The 23,467-nt window shown below is 60.7% G+C and carries 15 protein-coding genes and 1 other RNA gene; 6 read left to right on the forward strand and 10 right to left on the reverse strand.

The window, feature by feature from the left end; genetic code table 11:
* Window position 1: 1 nt before the first annotated feature.
* The 8 genes from AC4PS6_RS21855 to AC4PS6_RS21890 all read right to left on the reverse strand — a co-directional run bounded on the left by AC4PS6_RS21855 (window position 2) and on the right by AC4PS6_RS21890 (window position 12,569).
* Window positions 2-1,048, reverse strand: a complete 1,047-nt coding sequence (locus AC4PS6_RS21855) for an N-acetylmuramidase family protein (RefSeq protein WP_014719458.1) — start codon at window positions 1,046-1,048, stop codon at window positions 2-4.
* A 158-nt stretch (window positions 1,049-1,206) separates the two neighbouring features.
* Window positions 1,207-3,168, reverse strand: a complete 1,962-nt coding sequence (locus tag AC4PS6_RS21860) for a hypothetical protein (RefSeq protein ID WP_020302652.1) — start codon at window positions 3,166-3,168, stop codon at window positions 1,207-1,209.
* A gap of 150 nt (window positions 3,169-3,318) precedes the next feature.
* Window positions 3,319-3,415, reverse strand: an RNA gene (ffs, locus tag AC4PS6_RS21865) — signal recognition particle sRNA small type.
* A gap of 98 nt (window positions 3,416-3,513) precedes the next feature.
* The gene (locus AC4PS6_RS21870; protein ID WP_198833357.1) at window positions 3,514-4,680 is read right to left on the reverse strand and encodes a putative zinc-binding metallopeptidase; all 1,167 of its coding nucleotides are present in this window, start codon (window positions 4,678-4,680) and stop codon (window positions 3,514-3,516) included.
* Between the two features lie 161 nt (window positions 4,681-4,841).
* The gene (gene ligA, locus AC4PS6_RS21875; protein ID WP_103451353.1) at window positions 4,842-7,208 is read right to left on the reverse strand and encodes an NAD-dependent DNA ligase LigA; all 2,367 of its coding nucleotides are present in this window, start codon (window positions 7,206-7,208) and stop codon (window positions 4,842-4,844) included.
* A gap of 87 nt (window positions 7,209-7,295) precedes the next feature.
* Window positions 7,296-8,159 (reverse strand): cell division protein ZipA, encoded by an 864-nt coding sequence (zipA, locus tag AC4PS6_RS21880; RefSeq protein WP_014719462.1) that lies wholly within the window; start codon window positions 8,157-8,159, stop codon window positions 7,296-7,298.
* 259 nt (window positions 8,160-8,418) lie between these two features.
* A complete protein-coding gene (gene smc / locus AC4PS6_RS21885) occupies window positions 8,419-11,907 on the reverse strand; it encodes a chromosome segregation protein SMC (protein ID WP_336826933.1) in 3,489 nt (1,162 codons plus the stop codon).
* Window positions 11,908-11,909: 2 nt separating this feature from the next.
* The gene (locus AC4PS6_RS21890) at window positions 11,910-12,569 is read right to left on the reverse strand and encodes a GntR family transcriptional regulator (protein ID WP_014719464.1); all 660 of its coding nucleotides are present in this window, start codon (window positions 12,567-12,569) and stop codon (window positions 11,910-11,912) included.
* A gap of 279 nt (window positions 12,570-12,848) precedes the next feature.
* Between AC4PS6_RS21890 and xdhA the strand changes: the two genes are divergently transcribed.
* The 4 genes from xdhA to guaD all read left to right on the forward strand — a co-directional run bounded on the left by xdhA (window position 12,849) and on the right by guaD (window position 18,969).
* Complete coding sequence (gene xdhA, locus AC4PS6_RS21895; protein ID WP_014719465.1) at window positions 12,849-14,297, forward strand: xanthine dehydrogenase small subunit; 1,449 nt, start codon at window positions 12,849-12,851, stop codon at window positions 14,295-14,297.
* The gene (gene xdhB, locus AC4PS6_RS21900) at window positions 14,290-16,689 is read left to right on the forward strand and encodes a xanthine dehydrogenase molybdopterin binding subunit (RefSeq protein WP_019820507.1); all 2,400 of its coding nucleotides are present in this window, start codon (window positions 14,290-14,292) and stop codon (window positions 16,687-16,689) included. The genes xdhA and xdhB overlap by 8 nt, the downstream gene beginning before the upstream one ends.
* Before the next feature lie 123 nt (window positions 16,690-16,812).
* A complete protein-coding gene (gene xdhC / locus AC4PS6_RS21905; RefSeq protein ID WP_014719467.1) occupies window positions 16,813-17,652 on the forward strand; it encodes a xanthine dehydrogenase accessory protein XdhC in 840 nt (279 codons plus the stop codon).
* 12 nt (window positions 17,653-17,664) lie between these two features.
* Window positions 17,665-18,969: a guanine deaminase gene (gene guaD / locus AC4PS6_RS21910; protein ID WP_014719468.1), complete on the forward strand. Its 1,305-nt coding sequence runs from the start codon at window positions 17,665-17,667 to the stop codon at window positions 18,967-18,969.
* Window positions 18,970-19,123: 154 nt separating this feature from the next.
* On the opposite strand, the gene AC4PS6_RS21915 is transcribed toward guaD, so the two are convergent.
* A complete protein-coding gene (locus tag AC4PS6_RS21915) occupies window positions 19,124-19,888 on the reverse strand; it encodes a GntR family transcriptional regulator (RefSeq protein WP_014719469.1) in 765 nt (254 codons plus the stop codon).
* A 222-nt stretch (window positions 19,889-20,110) separates the two neighbouring features.
* Here AC4PS6_RS21915 and AC4PS6_RS21920 point away from each other — a divergent pair, with 222 nt between their 5' ends.
* Window positions 20,111-21,301, forward strand: a complete 1,191-nt coding sequence (locus AC4PS6_RS21920) for a benzoate/H(+) symporter BenE family transporter (RefSeq protein ID WP_020302648.1) — start codon at window positions 20,111-20,113, stop codon at window positions 21,299-21,301.
* Window positions 21,302-21,338: 37 nt separating this feature from the next.
* Here AC4PS6_RS21920 and AC4PS6_RS21925 read toward each other — a convergent pair whose 3' ends face one another.
* On the reverse strand, window positions 21,339-21,683 hold the full coding sequence (locus AC4PS6_RS21925; protein WP_003193255.1) for a YggL family protein: 345 nt from the start codon (window positions 21,681-21,683) through the stop codon (window positions 21,339-21,341).
* A 236-nt stretch (window positions 21,684-21,919) separates the two neighbouring features.
* Between AC4PS6_RS21925 and dacB the strand changes: the two genes are divergently transcribed.
* Complete coding sequence (gene dacB, locus AC4PS6_RS21930; RefSeq protein WP_014719471.1) at window positions 21,920-23,380, forward strand: D-alanyl-D-alanine carboxypeptidase/D-alanyl-D-alanine endopeptidase; 1,461 nt, start codon at window positions 21,920-21,922, stop codon at window positions 23,378-23,380.
* Window positions 23,381-23,467: the final 87 nt, after the last annotated feature.

Here is a 23,467-nt window from a genome sequence, read left to right on the forward strand (position 1 = left end):
CTTATTTCTTCCCTTCAAAGGCTTCGTAGGCTTGTTTCATCAGGACGTCATAGTTGCCGTAATCGTCGCCATTATAGTTTCGGGCCATGGCGGTAAAATCCTTGTTTTTCATCGCGCTCAACAAGGCCGAGTTGTGGCTGCAAAGGCTGAGATAGGCCTTGAGTTGATTACCGGCATTGACCTTCAATGACGCCACGAACTCAAACACCGTCTTGAATCCGCACGCCGCGAAATTGAACCCCATGATTTGAAACATGCCCCAGGAGGCCGACATCAAGGCCGCTTCCTGGTCCAGCGCAAAGGCAGTGGCCATGGTCTCCCAGGCCTTGACCTGATCCTTGTTGTTCGTCTGCCATTGCGGGCCGGCTTTTTTCTTGTAGACATACGACAGCAGCGGCTGCGACTGGTCGTAGATGTGCTTGGTGTACTTGCGAAAGTGGTGCCCTTCAAAGGCGATGATCGGCAACTTGGCAGGCCCGAACCCCACCTTCCCGCCCGACTCCACCGTGGCGAACGCCTTGACCACATTCACCGAAATACCGTTGCCCAATTGCTTGGCGGCGTTCTGGAAATCCGTATCGCTCAAGGTCGTCCCGCCGTCGCAGGTGGACTGCATCATCAACTGCCGGTTACGCCGCTCGGCCTCGATCACCGCACGCACACGGTCCAGGTACACATTGACCGTGGCCTGTACCGCATCGATGTTGTTATTGCCGAAAATGTTGAGAAACGTCGGAATGCGCGTGTTAGGAAAAGCCCGCACCGGCACCTTCAGCGCCTCTTCGATCAGACTGTTGAACGTTCGCCCGGTGGGGTCGATCACGCCATCGGGATGGGCGTACTTGAGATGGCGAAACTGATACTGGCTGATGCACTGCACCAACTGGCCGTCGCACTTGCCGTTTTCCAGCAAGGCAAACCCCATCTTGGGAATGATCAAATTGAATAGATACTGGATGCACTGAACATCGGCGGGCAAGTTGCGGGCTTTGCCGGGCGTCCCTACCGAAGCACTGATAAGACGAGGCAACCCTTGCAGGCTTTTCATGACAGACATCCTTGTGAGTGAAAGAAGCGATAGCACTTCAATATCAAATCCATGCCCTTGTCATACTCTGAAACAAGTGGCCGGCGGAAGCTAACAAGGCGGTCTGCGGGTTGTCCAGAGGGCTTTATGAAAGTTGTGAAACAGCCGGATTAAATCCGTCAGTAACCGTGGGATTCACGGGCCTTTTGATACTTGTGGTAGTCGAGCCACTCGACCACATCGTAGGGCAGGTACAACTGCACCCGGGCTCGTGAAATCGCGATATACACCGCACAGAGTCGTTGATCGAACGCGTAGGCGTCCTGGAACTTCACGTTGGTCAACAGTTCCGGCGTAAGCAATACCCGGTCGAACTCCATGCCGCCCGCATCCTGCGCCAGCATCAACAGGACGCGCTCGTCCGGATGGCCGATCAATCTGTTCAAACGCGTGACATCCGCCACGTTAAAGCCTTTTTCCAGTTCGGCCTCGACCCACAGAAACGCCTCATCGAACTGGCAGGCTTCGCGCACCTGCTGCCAATCGGCCATGTCACTGAAAAACGCATGGGGGCCGAGGTCATTGAACTCATTGCTATAGAAATCGGGTTTGAACAACGCGATGACCGTGTCCATGAAATGCTTGAGCGACTGCTGGGCCTCTTTGCTCGCCAGGCCGAACGCACAACGGGCGTGGCTCAGTTGGATCGCCCACTGCATGGTGTCCCAATGGGAAGCGGTCAACACCACGCAACCTTGCGGGGGTACAAAACCCTGCGGATAAAACTCAATGCCGACATCGGCATCGCGTGCGCCCTCGAAAAGCGATTTGCTTTTTTCCGAATGCAAGCTGATCAACGGGTTGACCAGGCGCTCGACATTGCGCCCGGAACGCACGGAGTAGCACACGTCGGTATGGCGAACCTCACGGGCGCGTTTGACCACGCCGCCACTGGCCTGCTGATACTCATCCCCCAAAGTGATCAGCACCTGGCGGCCGCGCTCGATGATTTGCAGCAACGGCGCGGGGATGTCCTGGCTCTCATCGATGAGCACGTGGGTATAGCGCTCGGGGACGACGCAGCCTGCAAGGCTGGCGCGCTTGATCATCAACAAGGCTTCAAACCCGGTATGCCGGCCCCAGGCCGGGTTCGCCTCAAGGTAGCCCCACAACCGGCTGGCATATTCGAGCAGCACCCTGGCATCGACGCCGGCGAGCGGTTGCTTGAAATGCGGCAAATGCTGGGCCGACAAGCTGTACTCCCAAGAGCGGCAGTAGGCTTCAAGCACCTTGAGGCACACCTCCACTACCGCTTGCCCTTCCAGGCGACGAAAACCAAAGATATTCAGTTCTTGGGCGAGCGCCTGCTTGGTCGGCACCCTCACCGGCGCATTCAGCGGCTTTGGCCTGGGGCCATGCAATAGAGCATGGGCGAAGTCCTGAAAGGTATGCCCGGCCTTACGCTCCCGCGCTCCCACCATGCGAGCACGCAGGGTTTCGAGTTTTGCCGGGGTGCGTGCCAGCAGCAAGGTCTTTTCCGGGCGCAGGTGCTCCAGCAAGGCCACCAGCAGGTGACTCTTGCCAATGCCTGCGTAGCCTTGCACATGCAGGTCTTCGTTCAGGTTGGCACGGAAGGTTCTGAGCAGCTTGTCCTGCTCGGCGCTCAACCAGCGCTCGCGATGCCTGGGCGTGATCACCTGCTGGCTGAACGGATCATTGGCCTTGAGATGGCGGACTTTATACTCGACGTCCCATTTGCCACTGGGTAACAGGTAGTCCTGCGCCTGGACTTCCTCCTCCAGCAGAAAGCGCAGCTTCAGGCTTTTGACCACATTGAGGCCGAAGTACAGCTTCCTCTGATCGAACAGCCGCTGCGCTTCAGAGAGCAGGGACACACTGGCCGAATGGCGGGCATCGACTGCCCAGTCAATCAGCTTGGCCAACACTTTTTCAGCACCGTTGGCGCTAAGGTCGCTTTCCGGCACCTGCGCCAGGTTCTGGATCACCAACACCGCCGCCAATTGGGGCTCACTCAGGGCTACAAGCGCATCGAAACCCTCACTGCCCAACAACCCCGCACAGGTGTGCTCGGTGATCGGCAAGAAAACAGGGCTGGATAAATTGAAATGTTCCGAGTGCATAGAGCCTCGTAGCCAGGGGAAGAGACGCTTGGGAGTATGCCACTAGACGGGAAATGACCGTCATGCACTGTGCAGGAAGCATCACAGATGACGGGCTGAAAATAACTTGAGATTTAGAAGGGACTGCAGAAGGGAGCGTTATGGAGGCAACCCCACCAGCCACACCCCGGCACACAATGTTCCCGCTGTGGCTGCTGCCTTCCGGCTCTGACCAGGTTCACGGGTAATCGTTGCGGGGGGACCGATGGGGTCACCATAACGACGCTGCCTCTCGGCAAGCCGCGCCATTGTACCCATCTCATCGGAAGTTACAACCGTTGGTTCCGGATTAAAAAATGAGAAGGCTCAAGCACTTGCCATAACCCCATCAGCCCTGCCGCCCTCTTCCTGGATGACCAGGTGAATAAAGTGCAGCTTGGCAATCACCGCGGGCGGCAGCACGAAGGGGTAGAAATCCGGCTGGCCCATGGCGCGGGACAGTTCGTTGAGCATGCCGGCCAGTTCGATCCAGGCATTGACGAAGGAAAGGAATGCCGGGCCGCCTGGGTGTTGCGGGTCGTAGAGCGTGGTCAGGGGGAATGGCTGGTAATCCAGGTCCATCTCGCGGGCGCTCATGCCAAAGCCCAGGGCTGTGTCCACGGCGTCCATCATGTGCAGGTAGTGGGCCCAGGTTTCAGCCCAATCTTCCCAGGGGTGCATGGTGGCGTAGGCGCTCACGCAGGTGAGTTGCCAGTCGGGGCGCGGGCCGTTCTGGTAGTGCTGGTCGAGGGCCTCGGCATAACTGGCGCGTTCGTCGCCGAACAGGTTGCGAAAATGAGGGAGCCAGTGGCTGTTGGCGATCAGGCGGTCCCAGTAGTAATGACCGACTTCATGGCGAAAATGGCCGAGCAAGGTGCGGTACGGCTCGCGCATCTGTACGCGGACTTTTTCGCGGTGGGCGTCATCGGCTTCCTTGATGTCCAGGGTGATCAGCCCATTGGCGTGGCCGGTGGTGGGCGCGTTGCCTTCCAGGTCGATACCGATAAAGTCGAAGGCCAGGCCAGTCTCTTCGTCAACGCTCTTGGGCACCACTTGCAGGCCCAGGCTGATCAGTTGCGCCACCAAGCGGCGCTTGGCGGTTTCGACCTTGCGCCAGCGTTCGGGGTTTTCCGCAATTGATAGGTCAGGAATGGTGCGGTTCAGGCTACAGGCCACGCACAACGGCGCGGTGCTGTGGGCAGGAATCAGCCAGTTGCACGCAGCCGGTGATTCGAGGTTGGCGCAGCGCCGAAAAGCGCCAGCATCAAGATTGTCGTCGGCCAGCCAAGTACCGACCACCGGCCCAGGTTGCAGGGACGACAGGCGGCTTTGCTGCGGCTGGTAACCCAACGCCGCCTGGCAGGCCAGGCATTGGCTGTTGCGAAAGAACAGCGACTGGCCACACCGGCATCGCCACACCTTGCTGTTGCGCGAGGTTTCGGCCATGAACGGAGCGGCGATGCGCGTGCTGAGTTGCTCGAAGTAGCGGAACATGGCGATCTCTCCCTGGGGTGACAGAGACTAGATCATTTCTCGGGAGAGAACGTTCCCACGCTCCGCGTGGGAATGCCGCCTTGGACGCTCTGCGTCTGCGCGAAGGCCGTGACGCGGAGCGTCACAGGATGCATTCCCACGCGGAGCGTGGGGACGATCAATCAGACGGTGATGTTGTGCTTGGCCAGGAAGGCGACGAAGGCCTCTTCGTCCAGTACTTTCAGGCCCAGCTCATTGGCCTTGGCCAATTTCGAGCCGGCGCCCGGTCCCGCCACCACGCAGTGGGTTTTCGCCGAAACGGAACCGGCCACCTTGGCCCCCAGGCTTTCGAGCTTGTCCTTGGCCACATCGCGGCTCATCAACTCCAGGGAGCCGGTGAGTACCCAGGTGTGCCCGGCTTCGGGCAAGCCTTCAACGACCTTTTTCTCGCTCTGCCAGTGCATGCCGAAGTCCTTGAGCTGCTGCTCGATGGCCAGGGCATGGTTGGCGTTGTCGGCATTGTCGAAAAACTCCCGTACAGCCTTGGCTTGCTTCTCGGGCAGCGCCTGGCGCATGTCGAGCCAGTCAGCCTTGATGATGCCCTCCAGCGAACCGAACTTGTCCGCGAGCTTCTGCGCCGCGCCCGGTCCCACCGAAGGCACGTGCAGCTTGTCGAGCAAACCGCCCAAGGTGGTGCTGGCGGCGAATTCCGCGCTGAGTTCGCCCTGCTCCTGCAATTGCAGGCCGCATTCGTCTGGCGACAACAGTGCGCCAATCACCTGCTGGTTGTGCCCGTCTTCAAAGAAGCTATGGATCTCATGGGCCACTTCCAGCCCTACATCCGGCAAGTACGTCAGCACCTCTGGCAACGCCTTTTGAACACGCTCCAGGGACGCCAGCGAGCGCGCCAGCACCTTGGCCGTCTCCTCGCCCACATCGGGAATGCCCAAGGCGTAGATAAAGCGTGCCAGGGTCGGGGTCTTGCTGTTTTCGATGGCGCTGATCAGCTTCTTGCTGGAGGTATCGGCAAAGCCTTCCAGGTCGATGATCTGTTCGTATTTGAGCTTGTAGAGATCGGCCGGCGAGCCGATGAGCTGTTCATCCACCAGTTGCTCGATGGTCTTGTCGCCCAGGCCGTCGATGTCCATGGCCCGGCGCGAGACGAAATGAATGATGGCCTGCTTGAGTTGCGCACCGCAGGCCAGACGCCCGACGCAACGGTACACCGCGCCTTCGCTGACGGTTTCCTTGCCCTTACTGCGCTTGACCAACTGCGTGCGCTCCACATGGGAACCGCACACCGGGCAATTTTGCGGGATCTGCACAGCGCGGGCGTTTTCCGGGCGGCGTTCGGTGACCACCGAGACCACCTGCGGAATCACATCACCGGCGCGGCGGATGATCACGGTGTCACCGATCATCAGCCCCAAGCGTGCCACTTCGTCCATGTTGTGCAGGGTGGCATTGGACACGGTCACACCGGCCACCTTGACCGGCTTGAGGCGCGCCACCGGCGTGACCGCACCGGTACGGCCGACCTGGAATTCCACGTCGAGCAGCTCGGTGAGTTCTTCCATGGCCGGGAATTTGTGCGCGATCGCCCAGCGCGGCTCGCGGGCACGGAAGCCCAGTTCACGCTGGTAGGCAATGCTGTTGACCTTGAACACCACGCCGTCGATTTCATAGCCCAGCTCATTGCGGCGCTCGCCGATGTCGCGGTAGTAGTCCAGGCATTCCTGAATGCCCTTGGCCAGCTTCAACTCGTGGCTGATGGGCATGCCCCACTTCTGCAACTGCTTGAGGTTGCCGATATGGGTGTCGCTGATATCCGCGGTCACCTGGCCGATGCCATAGCAGCAGAACTCCAGCGGGCGACTGGCGGTGATCTTCGAATCCAGTTGGCGCAGGCTGCCCGCCGCAGCGTTGCGCGGGTTGGCGAAGGTCTTGCCACCCACTTCCAGTTGCGAGGCGTTCAACCGCTCGAAACCGGCCTTGGACATGAACACTTCACCGCGCACTTCCAGGGTGGCTGGCCAGCCCGTGCCGTGCAGTTTCAGGGGGATATTGCGCACGGTGCGCACGTTGACGCTGATGTCCTCGCCCGTGGTGCCGTCGCCCCGGGTGGCACCGCGCACCAGCTCGCCATCCTGGTACAACAGGCTGACCGCCAGGCCATCCAGCTTCGGCTCGCAGCTGTATTCCACCGCCGCGCCAGCGCCAAACAGATCGCCCACCGGCAGGTCAAGGCCCTCGGTGACCCGGCGATCAAACTCCAGCATGGTGGTTTCATCGAAGGCGTTGCCCAGGCTGAGCATCGGGATCTCGTGCTTGACCTGGGTGAACGCCGACAATGCCGCACTGCCGACCCGCTGCGTCGGCGAATCACGCGTCACCAGTTCCGGGTGCTCGGCCTCCAGGGCTTTGAGCTCGTGGAACAGGCGGTCGTATTCGGCGTCCGGGATGCTCGGCTCGTCGAGGACGTGGTAGCGGTAGTTATGCTGATCCAGTTCAGCGCGCAGTTCGAGGATGCGGGTATGGGCGGCGGTCATGGGTGTTCTCTCATAAAGCAAAAGAGCAGCCGAAGCTGCTCAATATGTTAGTGCACGGATTCTACAGACAACGCTTAAGATCGTTCCTCAGCGTTTCTGTGTCAGGGCGCGACGCTCGAACTCGACGATGCGCTGACGGTAGTGTTCGATGGTCTGGGCGGTGAGCACGCTGCGTTGGTCGTCTTTGAGCTCGCCGTTGAGTTCCTGGGACAGCTTGCGGGCGGCGGCCACCATCACGTCGAACGCTTGTTTGGGGTGACGCGGGCCTGGCAGACCAAGGAAGAAACTCACCGCCGGGGTGCTGAACAGGTCGATATCGTCCAGATCGAACGTGCCCGGCTTGACCGCGTTGGCCATGGAGAACAGCACTTCGCCGTTACCGGCCATGCTTTCGTGACGATGGAAGATATCCATCTCGCCAAAACGCAGGCCGCTTTCGAGGATGTTCTGCAAGAGTGCCGGGCCTTTGAAACCGCCGGCGTCGCGGCAGATCACGCTGATGACCAGCACTTCTTCGGCAGCCGGCTGATCGTTCACCGATTGGCGCGACGCGCTTTTGGTCGCGGTCTCGTCCGGGAAATCATCATCACGGCTGCTGAAGCTCGGGCCGTCGTCAACGTCGAGGTTCAGGTCGCCCTGGTGTGGCTCGGCAACCGCCGCGCCACCACGCTTGCCGCGCTTGGAGGACGGTTCGCGGGCTTCACGCAGCGGGGCGCTCATCGACGGCAGGTCGTGCTCGTCCAGTTGCGGCTCTTTATGGGTATCCAGCACACGGGGCGGCCCCAGCAGCTCGGCGGCGCCGTCGTCGTCAGGCAAGTTGGACAGGTTTCGGTCCAGACGGAACTTGAGCTTGCCCTTGCCACCGCGCATACGGCGCCAGCCATCGAAAAGAATACCGGCAATGACAATGATGCCGATGACGATCAGCCACTCGCGCAGACCGATTTCCATGTAATCCCGTGCCTCTAATAAAAAATGCTGAAAAATAAGGGGTTTAGCACCGTGCAAACCGCTTTAAAACGTGGCGCCAACTCTATGTTCTGACTGACGTTTTGCCCACGCACACGAAAAATTGACATTAAACTAGCACGACCAAAGATAACTTTACACCGTCTGTCAAAATGCCTTGAACAAATATGTCCATTTGCCACTTTCCCCAGGCCGGTAAATCGCCCTACAGCGTGCTGTAAATTCTCTCTCCCAGCGTGGCTCAGGATTCCACCATCGCCATCGCCTCTTCCACATCCACTGCGACCAATCGCGAACAGCCCGGCTCATGCATCGTCACCCCCATCAACTGGTCGGCCATTTCCATGGCGATCTTGTTGTGGGTGATATAGATGAACTGCACGGTCTGGGACATCTCTTTGACCAACCGAGCGTAGCGTCCAACGTTAGCGTCATCCAGCGGTGCGTCAACCTCGTCGAGCATGCAGAACGGGGCCGGGTTCAACTTGAAGATGGCAAATACCAGGGCCAATGCGGTCAGGGCTTTTTCGCCGCCGGACAATAAATGGATGGTGCTGTTCTTCTTGCCCGGAGGCCGCGCCATGATCGTTACCCCTGTATCGAGTAGATCTTCGCCCGTCAGTTCCAAGTAGGCGCTGCCACCACCGAAAACTTTTGGGAATAACGCCTGTAAACCGCCATTAATCTGATCAAAGGTATCTTTGAAGCGGTTGCGGGTTTCCTTGTCGATCTTGCGGATCACGTTTTCCAGGGTGTCCAGGGCTTCAACCAGATCAGCGTCCTGGGCATCCAGATAACGTTTACGCTCGGACTGCTGCTGGTACTCATCGATAGCGGCGAGGTTGATCGCGCCCAGGCGTTGAATACGTGCGGCAATTCGCTCAAGTTCTTCTTCGGCGTCTTTCTCGTTGGCCTGGGCGGTCAGGGTGTTGAGCACGCCGTGCAGGTCATAGCCATCTTCCAGCAATTGGTCTTGCAAGGTCTTGCGGCGCACGCTGAGGGCTTGCCATTCCATACGCTGTTGTTCGAGCTGGCCGCGGATCAACTGCGATTGCTGCTCGGCCATGGTGCGACGCTTTTCGGCGTCGCGCAGTTCACGGTCGGCGTCTTCCAGGGCGATCTGGGCGGTCTTGAGTTCGACATCGACGGTCATGCGCTTGTCGAGCAATTCCTCAAGCTTGAGGCGCAGCTCTTCCAGCGGCGCCTCGCCCTCCTCCAGGTTGAGGCTCAGTTGCTCGCGCTTTTCGGTCAGGCGTTCGGACTGCATCTCCAGGCGCTCAAGGGCCTGGCGCGTGGAATCATGCTGGGCGCGCAACGAGCCCAAGCGTACGGCCAACTGATGGGCGTGGTCCTTGTGCTGCCGGGCTTCCTGGCGCACGCGGTCAAGGCGCTCACGCAGGCTGTCGCGCTGGGCCAGCAGCAACTCGCGCTGTTCGGTGTCCAGGGCCATGCTGTCGAGGGCTTCCTGCAAGTGCAGGCGCGCTTCACCGATCTGTTCGTGTTCCAGGGCGCGCTGTTCGCCCATCTCGGCCACTTCTTCGTCAAGACGGGTGCGGCGCAGGGTCAATTGCTCCACCTTGGCCCTGCTCGCAGACAACTGGGCTTTCAATTCGCCTTGCTGGCGCGCTTCGTCCTGCAACAGCCGACGCAGGTGTTCGCGGCCGGTTTCCTGCTGACGCTGGGTAGCACGCAGGGTTTGCAGTTCGGTTTCCAGGCTTTCCAGTGTGGCTTCGCGTTCTTCACGCTCAGCGCTCAGGTTGACGATTTCCTGGCCACGGGCCAATACGCCACTTTCCGCCTCACTGGCGCGGCGCACGCGCAGGAAGTGGCGGCCGACCCAATAACCATCGCGGCTGATCAAGCTTTCGCCGGCCGCCAATTGGCCGCGTTGGGCCAAGGCTTGCTCCAGAGACTCCACCGGCCTGACCTGGCCCAGCCAAGGCGACAGATCCATCGCCGCCTCGACCTTGTCCAGCAAACTACCCGGCACCCGCGCACCCTCGGGCGCCGGGCTGAGCAGGCGCAAATCGCCCTGGGCAAACCCGGCCAGGTCGAAGCCGCCAAAATCATCCACTAGCACAGCTTGCAGATCGGCGCCCAGCACGGTTTCCACCGCCAATTCCCAGCCGGCTTCGACTTTCAAGCCTTCGGCCAGGCGGGGGCGTTCGGCCAAATGCTGGTCGCGCAGCCATTCGGCGGTGCCGGTACCGGGGTCGAGCGCGGCTTGCTGCAAGGCCTCCAGCGAAGCCAACCGACCATTGAGCCGCTGCAAGTCGCCCTGGGCTTGCTGCTGCGCCTGGGTCGCGGTGTGCAATTGCTGACGCAGTTGCTCCAGGCGCTCCACTTGCTGCTCTTCGCTGGCCTCCAGCTCTTCCAGGGTCATTTCGCTTTCGGCCAGTTGTTCGCTCAGCGCCATGATCGCCGCGTCTTCCGGGTCGGCGGCGAGCAGTACGCGCTCTTCCTGCAGCCGGCGCTGGCGCTCGGCCAGGCGTTCCATGCTGGTTTCCAGCTGCTGGATGCGCGACTGCTGCACCTCGGCCTGGCGGCGTGGCTCGGCGGATCGCAGGTTGAAGGCGTCCCACTGCTCCTGCCAGCCGTGCATGGTGGCTTCGGATTCTTCCAGGGCGGCGGCGGCCTCTTCGGCGGCGGCGCTGGTGATTTCCTGCTCGGGGGTGAGCATGTCCAGCTCTTCGCCCAAGGTCAGCAGCAAGGTACGGTCATGGCCCAGGTGCGATTCGGTTTCCAGGCGTGCGCGTTCGGCTTCCTTCAAGTCATCCTGCAACTGGCGCAAACGCTGCTGGCCGTGCTGGATACTCTGCTCGACCCGGGCAATATCACCGCCCACCGAATAGAAGCGGCCCTGCACCAGATTGAAGCGTTCGGACAACTCATGGTGACCGTCACGCAGGCGCTCAATGCTGGCGTCGGCATTGCGCTGCTCGGCCACCAGCGCTTCAAAGCTGACTTCCTGGGTGCCAATAATCGCTTCGCGCTGGCCCACCTGGTCATTCAAGGCCTGCCAGCGCAGGGCCGACAGTTGCGCCTTGAGCTGGCGCTCTTCGCCCTTGTATTCCTGATACTTCTCGGCGGCCTGCGCCTGGCGGTGCAGGCGTTCGAGCTGGCGCTCCAGCTCTTCGCGCAGGTCGGTCAGGCGGGCGAGGTTTTCGTGGGTGCGACGGATACGGTTTTCAGTCTCGCGACGGCGCTCCTTGTACTTGGAGATGCCGGCCGCTTCTTCGATAAAGTTACGCAGGTCTTCGGGCTTGGCTTCGATCAGCTTGGAGATCATGCCCTGCTCGATGATCGAATAGCTGCGCGGGCCCAGGCCGGTGCCGAGGAAAATATCGGTGATATCGCGACGGCGGCACTTGGTGCCGTTGAGGAAGTAGCTGTTCTGGCTGTCGCGGGTGACTTTACGACGGATGGAAATTTCCGCGTAGGCGGCGTATTCGCCGATCAGGGTGCCGTCGGAGTTATCGAATACCAGTTCGATACTGGCCTGGCTCACCGGCTTGCGGCTGGTGGAGCCGTTGAAAATGACGTCGGTCATCGACTCGCCGCGCAGGTTTTTCGCCGAGCTCTCGCCCATCACCCATCGCACGGCGTCGATGATGTTCGACTTGCCGCAGCCATTGGGCCCCACCACCGCCGCCATGTTGCTGGGGAAGTTGACGGTGGTGGGGTCGACGAAGGATTTGAACCCCGCCAACTTGATGCACTTGAGCCGCACGCTTAGGCGTCCGCCAAGGCTGCGATGACCAGCGAACTGCTGCGCTGGCAATAGGCTGTGAGCACCAGGCGAATCTGCACCAGGTCACGGGCCAGTACTGCGGCGAGCAATTGCTCGAACAGCGCCAGGAACTCGCTCATGGACGCCTTGCGCTGATCCAGGGCCAGGTAATAAGCGCGGTTCATCGCCGGCTGCAGGTTTTCGACGGTTTCCTGCAAATAAGGGTTGTTGGCGAAGGGGTACGCGGCGCGCATCACGCTGAAGCTTTCTTCGACGAAAGCGCGGATGTCCTCACGCTCCAGGCTCAATTGAAGGCGTTGCTGGATCTGCAGAAACGGCGCCATGTCGGCCTGGGTCTGCCAGCCTTCGGCAACCGCATTGCCGAGCAGGATGTACATCTCGCCCATCAACGTACACAGGCTCTGCACCTTGTGCGCGGTAAGTTCGGTGACGTGAGCGCCACGGCGCGGCAGGATCGCAATCAAATGGCGGCGCTCAAGGATCAGCAAAGCTTCGCGCACGGAACCACGGCTGACGTTGAGCGCCAGCGTGACCTTCTGTTCCTGGATCCGCTCCCCAGGCTTGAGATCGCCGCGAATGATACGTTCGGCGAGGTGGTGAGCAATTTGCTCGGCGAGACTGTCCGGCGCCTTGAACGTCATGTTTTCCCTTCAAAATCTTCTATCAGTACAAGCGCGGCAGTGTAGCGCATTGGCCCGCTGATGGCGCTACGCCCACCGTGGCGAATTTGGCATGAAATAAGCAAAGTTGAAGCCTGTAAGCCGCCAAAAACGCCGGTTCCAGAAGACTGGACCATAATTGAAAGTGTTGCGACCGGATTTTCTTGACCCTTAGGTCAGAAAACCATTGACCGAAAAGTCAGACATGACTAGATTCGGCGCAAAGCGGTTAACAACAATAATGAGTCTGCGAGGCCTTCCGTGATCCAGTTTTTACTTAACCAGGAACTCCGTAGCGAGCACGCCCTGGACCCCAACCTGACCGTGCTCAACTATCTGCGCGAGCATGTGGGCAAACCCGGTACCAAGGAAGGCTGCGCCAGCGGCGACTGTGGCGCGTGCACCGTGGTGGTCGGCGAGCTGCACACCGACGAGCAAGGCGCCGAGCAGATTCGTTACCGCAGCCTCAATTCCTGCCTGACGTTCGTGTCGTCGCTGCACGGCAAACAACTGATCAGCGTTGAAGACCTCAAGCACAAGGGTCAACTGCACAGCGTGCAACAGGCCATGGTCGAGTGCCATGGCTCACAGTGCGGCTTTTGCACCCCGGGCTTCGTGATGTCGCTGTTTGCCCTGCAAAAGAACAGCGACGCCCCCGACAGCCACAAAGCCCATGAAGCCCTGGCCGGCAACCTGTGCCGCTGCACCGGTTATCGCCCGATTCTCGCCGCCGCCGAACAGGCCTGCTGCAACAAGCCCCTGGATCAATTCGACAGCCGCCAGGCTGAAACCATCGCCCGCCTCAAGGCTATCGCGCCGACCCAGACCGGCGAACTCAACAGTGGTGACAAGCGCTGCCTGGTGCCACTGACCGTTGCCGACCTGGCCGACCTCTATGACGCCTACCCACAAGCCCGGCTGCTGGCCGGCGGCACTGACCTGGCGCTGGAAGTCACCCAGTTCCACCGCACCCTGCCGGTGATGATCTACGTCGGCAACATTGAAGCCATGAAGCGCATCGAGCAGTTCGACGACCGTCTGGAAATCGGCGCGGCCACCGCCCTCTCCGACTGCTACGCCGCGCTGCACCATGAATACCCGGACTTCGGCGAACTGCTGCAACGCTTCGCCTCCCTGCAAATTCGCAACCAAGGCACCCTGGGCGGCAATATCGGCAACGCTTCGCCGATTGGTGACTCGCCGCCGCTGCTGATTGCCCTGGGCGCGCAGATCGTACTGTGCAAGGGCAACACCCGCCGCACCCTGGCGCTGGAAGACTATTTCATCGACTACCGCGTCACCGCGCGCCAGGACAGCGAGTTCATCGAGACCATCATCGTGCCCAAGGGCCACACGCTGTTCCGGGCCTACAAGGTGTCCAAGCGCCTGGACGACGATATTTCCGCCGTATGCGCAGCGTTCAACCTGAAGATCGACAACGGCGTGGTCAGCGAAGCGCGCGTTGCGTTCGGCGGCATGGCCGCCACGCCAAAACGCGCAACCCGCTGCGAGGCTGCGCTGGTAGGCGCCACTTGGAATGCGGCCACGGTAGAAAAAGCCTGCACCGCCCTGGCCGGCGACTTCACCCCACTGTCGGACTTCCGCGCCAGCAAGGAATACCGCCTGCTCAGCGCGCAGAACCTGCTGCGCAAATACTTCATCGAACTGCAAACGCCGCACATCGAGACTCGGGTGACCGCTTATGTCTAACCATCACGCCGTGGTAAAAACCCAGGCCGAACTTGCCGCACTGTTTGCCCAGGACCTCACCACCGGAGTCGGGCGCAGCGTCAAGCATGACAGCGCCGCCAAACACGTCAGCGGTGAAGCACAGTACATCGACGACCGCCTGGAATTTCCCAACCAGTTGCACCTGTATGCGCGCATGTCGGACCGCGCCCACGCCCGGATCATCAGCATCGACACCGCGCCCTGCTACGCCTTCGACGGCGTGCGCATTGCGATCACCCATGAAGACGTACCGGGCCTGAAAGACATCGGCCCGTTGATGCCCGGCGACCCACTGCTGGCCATCGACACCGTTCAGTTCGTCGGCCAGGTGGTGCTGGCCGTGGCCGCCCGCGACCTGGAGACCGCACGCAAGGCGGCAATGGCGGCAGTGATCGAATATGAAGACCTGGAGCCAGTGCTGGATGTGGTCGAGGCGTTTCGCAACAAGCACTTCGTGCTCGACAGCCACACCCACCAACGCGGCGACTCGGCCACTGCGCTGGCAAGCGCCAAGCATCGCATACAGGGCACCTTGCATATCGGCGGCCAGGAACACTTTTATCTGGAAACCCAGATCTCTTCGGTGATGCCCACCGAAGACGGCGGCATGATCGTCTACTGCTCCACGCAAAACCCCACCGAAGTGCAGAAGCTGGTGGCCGAAGTGCTGGATGTGTCGATGAACAAGATCGTGGTCGACATGCGCCGCATGGGCGGTGGTTTTGGCGGCAAGGAAACCCAGGCCGCCAGCCCGGCGTGCCTGTGCGCCGTGGTGGCGCGCCTCACTGGCCAGCCGACCAAGATGCGCCTGCCACGGGTCGAAGACATGCTGATGACCGGCAAGCGCCACCCCTTCTATATCGAATACGACGTAGGGTTTGACGACAACGGCCGACTGCACGGCATCAACCTGGAACTGGCGGGTAACTGCGGTTGTTCGCCGGACCTGTCCAACTCGATTGTCGACCGCGCCATGTTCCACGCCGACAACTCGTATTACCTGGGCGACGCCACGGTCAACGGCCATCGCTGCAAGACCAATACCGCCTCCAACACGGCCTATCGCGGCTTCGGCGGCCCGCAGGGCATGGTCGCCATCGAAGAGGTGATGGACGCCATCGCCCGCCATCTAGGCCAAGACCCGCTGGCCGTGCGCAAGGCCAACTACTACGGCAAGACCGAGCGCAACGTTACCCACTACTACCAGACCGTCGAGCACAACATGCTCGAAGAAATGACCGCCGAGCTTGAGGCCAGCAGCCAATACGCAGAGCGCCGCGAAGCGATCCGCCTGTACAACGCCCACAGCCCGATCCTGAAAAAAGGCCTGGCGCTGACCCCGGTGAAATTCGGTATTTCGTTCACCGCCAGTTTCCTCAACCAGGCCGGCGCGCTGATCCATATCTACACCGATGGCAGCATCCACCTGAACCACGGCGGCACCGAGATGGGCCAGGGCTTGAATACCAAGGTCGCGCAAGTCGTGGCCGAGGTATTCCAGGTAGAAATCGACCGCGTCCAGATCACCGCCACCAACACCGACAAGGTACCCAACACCTCGCCCACCGCTGCCTCCAGCGGCGCCGACCTGAACGGCAAGGCCGCGCAGAATGCGGCCGAAACCATCAAGCAGCGCCTGGTGGAATTTGCGGCGCGCAAGTACGACGTAAGCGAGGCGGACGTGGAGTTTCGCAACGGCCATGTGCGCGTGCGCGAGCAGATCCTGAGCTTCGAGGCGTTGATCCAGCAGGCGTATTTCGCCCAGGTATCGCTCTCCAGCACAGGTTTCTACAAAACCCCGAAAATCTTCTACGACCGCAGCCAGTCACGCGGGCGGCCGTTCTACTACTACGCGTTCGGCGCGGCCTGCTGCGAAGTGATCGTCGACACCCTGACCGGCGAATACAAAATGCTGCGCACCGACATCCTGCATGACGTGGGCGCCTCGCTGAACCCGGCCATCGACATCGGCCAGGTGGAAGGCGGCTTCATCCAGGGCATGGGCTGGCTGACCATGGAAGAGCTGGTATGGAACAACAAAGGCAAGCTGATGACCAACGGCCCGGCCAGCTACAAGATCCCGGCAGTGGCCGACATGCCGCTGGACCTGCGGGTGAAGCTGGTAGAGAACCGCAAGAACCCGGAAGACACGGTGTTCCATTCCAAGGCCGTGGGCGAGCCGCCGTTCATGCTGGGGATTGCGTCGTGGTGTGCGATCAAGGACGCGGTGGCGAGTTTGGCTGACTATCGCCAGCAGCCCAAGATCGATGCGCCGGCCACGCCCGAGCGGGTGTTGTGGGGGTGTGAGCAGATGCGGCAGTTGCGGGCGGCGAAGGCTGTCGAGGCTGACACTGAATTGGCTTCGCTCTAGACCCAGGCGCTGCCATCGCGGGCAAGCCCGGCTCCCACATTTTGAGGTGCTAACCCGATCAAATGTGGGAGCTGGCTTGCCTGCGATAGCGGCCGAACTAACAGCAGAAATGTTGAGGTAGACATGGACAACTGGATCAGCGCCCTCGCCACCCTGCACAACCAGGGCGAACCCTGCGTGCTCGTCACCATTATCGAGGAACTCGGCTCAACCCCGCGCAACGCCGGTTCCAAGATGGTCATCAGCGCCGCGCACACCTTCGACACCATCGGCGGCGGGCACCTGGAATACAAGGCGATGCAGATCGCCCGAGACATGTTGGTGCGCGGCCAGCAGAACACTCATCTGGAGCGCTTCAGCCTCGGCGCCAGCCTGGGCCAGTGCTGCGGTGGCGTCACCGTGCTGTTGTTCGAGCCCATGGGCCAGGCGCAGGCGCACATCGCCGTGTTTGGCGCCGGCCATGTCGGCCGTGCGTTGGTGCCATTGCTGGCAAGCCTGCCCTGCCGGGTGCGCTGGATCGATTCCCGCGAGCAGGAATTCCCGCAGCACATCCCCCAAGGCGTGCGTAAAATCGTCAGCGAAGAGCCGGTCGACGAAATTGCCGACTTGCCAGCAGGCAGTTACTGCATCGTCATGACCCACAACCACGCGCTGGACCTGGAACTGACTGCCGCCCTGCTCAAGCGCAACGACTTCGCCTACTTCGGCCTGATTGGCTCGAAAACCAAGCGGGTCAAATTCGAACACCGCCTGCGTGATCGCGGCTTTGACGCCGCGCAATTGCAACGCATGCGCTGCCCCATGGGCCTCCCCGAGGTCAAGGGCAAGCTCCCGGTGGAGATCGCCATCTCCATCGCCGGCGAAATCATTGCCACCTATAACGCCAATTTCGGCCAGCACCTTGCCGGCGCCGAACCTATTGCCAAACTGCTGCCGGCTTCACGCCGCAGCCAAGCTATCTAAATCGAGACGATCATGCCTTTGACTCGCAAAGCCTACCGTGCCGCCATCCTGCACAGCATCGCCGACCCTGCCGTGGTCGGGATCGAAGCCTCCTATGAATATTTCGAGGACGGCCTGCTGGTGATCGACAACGGCCAGATCAGCGCCCTTGGTCACGCCAGCGACCTGCTGCCGAGCCTGCCCGCCGATATCGACATCACCCATTACCAGGACGCGCTGATTACCCCTGGCTTGATCGACACCCATATCCACCTGCCACAGACCGGGATGGTCGGCGCCTATGGCGAGCAACTGCTGGACTGGCTCAACACCTACACCTTCCCTTGTGAAAGCCAGTTTGCCGACAAGGCTCACGCCGAAGAAGTCGCGGATATTTTCATCAAGGAGTTGCTGCGCAACGGCACCACCACAGCGCTGGTGTTCGGCAGCGTGCACCCGCAATCGGTGAATGCATTCTTTGAAGCGGCCGAGAAACTCGACCTGCGCATGATTGCCGGCAAGGTGATGATGGACCGCAACGCGCCTGATTACCTGACCGACACCGCCGAATCCGGCTACCAGGAAAGCAAGGCGCTGATCGAACGCTGGCACGGCAAGGGGCGCCTGCATTACGCGGTGACGCCACGCTTCGCCCCTACGAGTACGCCGGAGCAATTGACGCTGGCTGGTCAGTTGCTGGGCGAATACCCGGATTTGTACATGCAGACCCACATCAGCGAAAACAAGCAGGAAATCGAGTGGGTCAATGAGCTGTTCCCGGAGCGCAACGGCTACCTGGATGTCTACGACCACTACAAGCTGCTCGGCGAGCGCTCGGTGTTTGCCCACGGCGTACACCTGTGCGATGACGAATGCGCACGGCTGGCAGAGACCGGCTCGGCAGTCGCGTTCTGCCCGACGTCGAACTTCTTCCTCGGCAGTGGTCTGTTCAACCTGCCGATGGCCGAAAAACACAACTTGAACGTGGGCCTGGGCACCGACGTGGGCGGCGGCACCAGCTTCTCGCTGCTGCAAACCCTGAACGAAGCCTACAAGGTCATGCAACTGCAAGGTGCGCGGCTGAGCCCGTTCAAGTCGCTGTACCTGGCCACCCTGGGCGGCGCTCGAGCGCTGCGCCTGGAAGACAAGATCGGCACGTTGCAACCAGGCACCGATGCAGACTTCCTGGTGTTGGATTACAACGCCACGCCGCTGCTGAGCTATCGCCTGAAACAGGCCAATAACATTGCCGAGACGTTGTTTGTACTGATGACGTTGGGGGATGACCGGACGGTGCTGCAAACCTATGCAGCCGGGCAGCTCGTTCACCAGCGCTGATCTCAGAGCCCCCCACAAAACCAATGTGGGAGGGGCTTATGTGGGCGCCGGGCTTGCCCGCGATGCAGGCACCGCGGTATGTCAGTTACACCGCGGTGATGCTATCGCAGGCAAGCCAGCTCCCACACAAGCCTGCTCCCACATTTGATTGGGTTTACAACTTTACAGACGAACGCCCAGGTTTTTTAGTCTGTAAAAGGTGCGAAAACACCGCGTGCAAATCATCCGACGCACTCTCTTCATCGAGGTTGAGCTTGCTGTCGATGTGATCCATGTGATGCATCATCAAGTTCACCGCCAACGTCGCATCCCGGGCTTCGATCGCGTCGATCAACTGGGTGTGCTCATCGTAGGAACAGTGCGAGCGGTTGCCGCTTTCATACTGGGCGATGATCAATGACGTCTGGGACACCAGGCTGCGCTGGAAGCTGATCAGCGGCGCGTTCTTCGCGGCTTCGGCCAGCTTCAAGTGGAACTCGCCAGAGAGACGGATACCGGCGCCACGGTCACCGCGCGAGAAGCTGTCGCGCTCGTCGTTGACCATCTGGCGCAACTCGGCCAGCTGCTCGGCCGTGGCGTGCTGCACCGCCAATTCTGTGATCGCCCGCTCCACCAGGCGCCTGGCCATAAACACCTGGCGTGCTTCTTCGACGCTTGGGCTGGCAACCACCGCACCGCGATTGGGCCGCAGCAGTACCACGCTTTCATGAGCCAGGCGCGACAGCGCGCGGCGAATGATGGTGCGGCTCACGCCGAAGATCTCGCCCAGTGCCTCTTCACTCAATTTGGTTCCGGGCGCCAGGCGTTGTTCAAGGATCGCCTCGAAGATATGCGCATAGACGATATCGTCCTGGGTTCCGCTGCGACCGGCCTTGCCGGCTCGCGGTTGTTTCTTGAGAGGTTGCAACTGTTCGTTCATGGGCACTCGGGTTTGAGAACGGCGAATTAACGGTAATACGGCAACAGCGTGTCGCTGGCAAGTATCACCTAAAAACAGCGCACATTGTACACAACCCACTGCGCCAACACACTGTACGGCTGTTTGCGGGCTCGGCTGTATTGCAATGACTCGTTACGTTTGAGTTTAGGCTTGAATCAGAGCCGCCAGCGGCAAATTCCCGGCAATAAGGAACACCTCTCCATGACCGACGCCACCCAAGCGCCCTTGCGCCCACTGGCCGACACTTCTGCGTCGGCCGTCGTCGCCGGCTTTATCGCCATGATGACCGGCTACACCAGCTCCCTGGTGCTGATGTTCCAGGCCGGCCAGGCCGCCGGCTTGACCACGGCGCAGATTTCTTCGTGGATCTGGGCGATTTCCATCGGCATGGCGGTGTGCAGCATCGGCCTGTCCCTGCGCTATCGCACACCGATCACCATCGCCTGGTCCACCCCTGGCGCGGCGCTGCTGATCACCAGCCTGGGCGGCGTGAGCTATGGCGAGGCCATCGGTGCCTACATCACCTGCGCGGTACTGGTGACGCTCTGCGGGTTGACCGGCAGCTTTGAGAAACTGGTCAAGCGGATTCCGGCGTCACTGGCGGCGGCGTTGCTGGCGGGGATCCTGTTCAAGATCGGCAGCGAGATTTTCGTCGCCGCCCAGCATCGTACCGGGCTGGTGCTGGGGATGTTCTTCACCTACCTGATCATCAAGCGCCTGTCGCCGCGTTATGCCGTGCTGGCCGCCTTGCTCATCGGTACCGCCTTGTCAGGGCTGATGGGGCTGCTGGATTTCAGCGGTTTTCATCTGGAGGTGGCGACGCCTGTTTGGACGACGCCGCACTTCTCGTTGGCGGCGACCATCAGCATCGGCATTCCGCTGTTCGTGGTGGCCATGACCTCGCAGAACATGCCCGGCGTAGCCGTGCTGCGAGCCGACGGCTACACCGTGCCGGCGTCGCCGTTGATCACTGCCACTGGCCTGGCGTCATTGGTGCTGGCACCGTTCGGCTCCCACGGCATCAACCTGGCGGCGATCAGCGCCGCGATCTGCACCGGGCCGCACGCCCATGAAGACCGCAACAAGCGCTACACCGCTGCGGTGTGGTGTGGGGTGTTCTATGGGATTGCCGGGGTATTCGGCGCCACGCTGGCAGCATTGTTCGCAGCCCTTCCCAAGGAACTGGTGCTGTCGATTGCGGCGTTGGCGTTGTTTGGCTCGATCATCAATGGCTTGAGCATCGCCATGAATGAGCCGAAGGAACGGGAAGCGGCGCTGATTACCTTTATGGTCACGGCGTCAGGCTTGACGTTGTTTTCCATCGGTTCGGCGTTCTGGGGGATTGTGGCGGGGGTGTTGACGCTGCTGATTCTGAATTGGCGCAAGGCATAAAAAAACGGCGACCCTCAGGTCGCCGTTTTTTTCAGTATCACTTAGCCGCGTTGATCGGCTTTTCCGGATACCACACGTCCAGCAACGGGCTGACTTCAGCCTTGGTCAGCTCGGAACGGGTTTTCAGCCAGGCTTCCACGGCAGCACGCTGCTCTTCGGAGACCGAGCCACGCTTTTGCAGGCAAACCAGACCGTAGTCATCGCCGCCGACATAGCCCAGGCCATTGGCTTCCATGGCTTCTTTGATGAATGCTTCGAGGAAAGCGTCGATAGCTTCTTCACTCAGGCCTTCGTTGAAGTCCAGGTTCAGTTCGAAACCCAGCTCTTGAAATTCATCAACGCACAGTTTTTTGCGCAGACGCTGGGAACGGTTAGTCGCCATTGGAACAATCCTCATAAGTATTAACGGGCGGCACTTTAGCAGTTTAAGGCGGCAATTGCCCGACTCTCTGGGACCGACGGGCAAATGCGCGCAAAAAAACCATGATTAGCAGCTATCGTTCAGCTACACGTGGCGCCAGCTTGGGGCATAATGCCGACACTTTCGTGACCAATGAGGGATTTTCTTCCATACCCCTCGCCTTTTTCACCCTCCTCAGCAGTAGGGTTTTATTTCTTATGATCAAATCTTTGCGCTCAGTGTTACTTGCCAGTGTTGTCTTGCCCCTGGCCTTTTCCGTTTGCGCCGCTCCCGTCAATAACACCCTGCCACCCAGCGTTGCGCAGGCCTTGCAGAAGGCCAAGCTGCAAAATACCGCGCTGTCCCTGGTGATGCTGCCCCTGAACGGCCCTGGTACCCCTACGGTCTTCAACGCCGACGTCTCGGTGAACCCGGCTTCCACCATGAAGCTGGTCACCACTTATGCGGCCCTGGAAATGCTCGGCCCCAACCATCAGTGGAAGACCGAGTTCTACACCGATGGCACCCTCAGCGGCGGCGTGCTGCGTGGCAACCTGTACCTCAAGGGCGGCGGCGATCCCAAACTGAACATGGAAAAGCTCTGGTTGCTGATGCGCGACCTGCGTGCCAATGGCGTGCAGCAAGTCACTGGCGACCTGGTGCTAGACCGCAATTTCTTCAACCAGCCGCAATTGCCCGAGTTCAACGACGACGGCAACGATGAGAACAAGCCGTTCCTGGTCAAGCCCGACGCCTTGCTGGTCAACCTCAAGGCCCTGCGCTTCGTGACCCGCAATGATTCGGGGCGGGTGATCGTATCGGTCGAGCCGCCGATTGCCAGCATTCGCATCGACAACCAGGTGAAAGTCACCAACGCCAAGCAGTGCACCGGTGACGTGCGCTACAGCCCGGTGACCGCTGCCGACGGCAGCGTGACCGTGACCGTCAGCGGCCAACTGGGTGATGGCTGCAGCTCGCAGACTTACCTGTCGCTGCTCGACCACGCCACCTACACCGCAGGTGCTGTACGGGCGATCTGGAAGGAATTGGGCGGTACCATCCAGGGCCGTGACATCCAGGCTCCGGTGCCCAAGGATGCCAAGGTGCTGGCCCGCGCCTTCTCGCCGGACCTGGCGGAGATCATCCGCGACATCAATAAGTACAGTAACAACACCATGGCCCAGCAGTTGTTCCTGAGCCTGGGTGCGCAGTTTCGCAACGATGCCGATGGCGACGATGCCAAGGCCGCGCAACGCGTCGTGCGCCAGTGGCTGGCCAAGAAAGGCATCACCGCGCCGCACCTGGTGATGGAAAACGGCTCCGGCCTGTCCCGCGCCGAACGGGTCAGCGCCCGCGAGATGGCGGCCATGCTGCAAGCCGCGTGGAAAAGCCCTTATGCGGCGGAGTACATCAGCTCGATGCCGATCGCCGGCACCGACGGCACCATGCGTAAACGCCTGAAAACCACCGCCCTGCGCGGCGAAGCCCATGTGAAGACCGGCACCTTGAACACCGTGCGCGCCATTGCCGGTTACAGCCGCGACAACAATGGCAATACCTGGGCGGTGGTGGCGATTCTCAACGACTCCAAGCCTTGGGGAGCCTCGTCGGTGTTGGATCAGGTGCTGCTGGACCTGTATCGCCAGCCGAAGGCCGTTGCAGCCGCACCGGTTCTCTAAAGCACCACATCACCCTGTCTGATCGTTCCCACGCTCTGCGTGGGAATGCTGTTTTGGACGCTCTGCGTCCGCGCTCAAGGCGTGACG

It is taken from the genome of Pseudomonas sp. DW-iso17 (genome assembly GCF_058725345.1).

Excerpts from the sequence above, each read along its gene's own strand:
- AC4PS6_RS21855 (WP_014719458.1), bottom strand. The coding sequence starts at position 1,048 with ATGAAAAGCCTGCAAGGGTTGCCTCGTCTTATCAGTGCTTCGGTAGGG.
- AC4PS6_RS21860 (WP_020302652.1), bottom strand. The coding sequence starts at position 3,168 with ATGCACTCGGAACATTTCAATTTATCCAGCCCTGTTTTCTTGCCGATC.
- AC4PS6_RS21870 (WP_198833357.1), bottom strand. The coding sequence starts at position 4,680 with ATGTTCCGCTACTTCGAGCAACTCAGCACGCGCATCGCCGCTCCGTTC.
- ligA (WP_103451353.1), bottom strand. The coding sequence starts at position 7,208 with ATGACCGCCGCCCATACCCGCATCCTCGAACTGCGCGCTGAACTGGAT.
- zipA (WP_014719462.1), bottom strand. The coding sequence starts at position 8,159 with ATGGAAATCGGTCTGCGCGAGTGGCTGATCGTCATCGGCATCATTGTC.
- AC4PS6_RS21890 (WP_014719464.1), bottom strand. The coding sequence starts at position 12,569 with ATGACGTTCAAGGCGCCGGACAGTCTCGCCGAGCAAATTGCTCACCAC.
- xdhB (WP_019820507.1), top strand. The coding sequence starts at position 14,290 with ATGTCTAACCATCACGCCGTGGTAAAAACCCAGGCCGAACTTGCCGCA.
- xdhC (WP_014719467.1), top strand. The coding sequence starts at position 16,813 with ATGGACAACTGGATCAGCGCCCTCGCCACCCTGCACAACCAGGGCGAA.
- guaD (WP_014719468.1), top strand. The coding sequence starts at position 17,665 with ATGCCTTTGACTCGCAAAGCCTACCGTGCCGCCATCCTGCACAGCATC.
- AC4PS6_RS21915 (WP_014719469.1), bottom strand. The coding sequence starts at position 19,888 with ATGAACGAACAGTTGCAACCTCTCAAGAAACAACCGCGAGCCGGCAAG.
- AC4PS6_RS21920 (WP_020302648.1), top strand. The coding sequence starts at position 20,111 with ATGACCGACGCCACCCAAGCGCCCTTGCGCCCACTGGCCGACACTTCT.
- AC4PS6_RS21925 (WP_003193255.1), bottom strand. The coding sequence starts at position 21,683 with ATGGCGACTAACCGTTCCCAGCGTCTGCGCAAAAAACTGTGCGTTGAT.
- dacB (WP_014719471.1), top strand. The coding sequence starts at position 21,920 with ATGATCAAATCTTTGCGCTCAGTGTTACTTGCCAGTGTTGTCTTGCCC.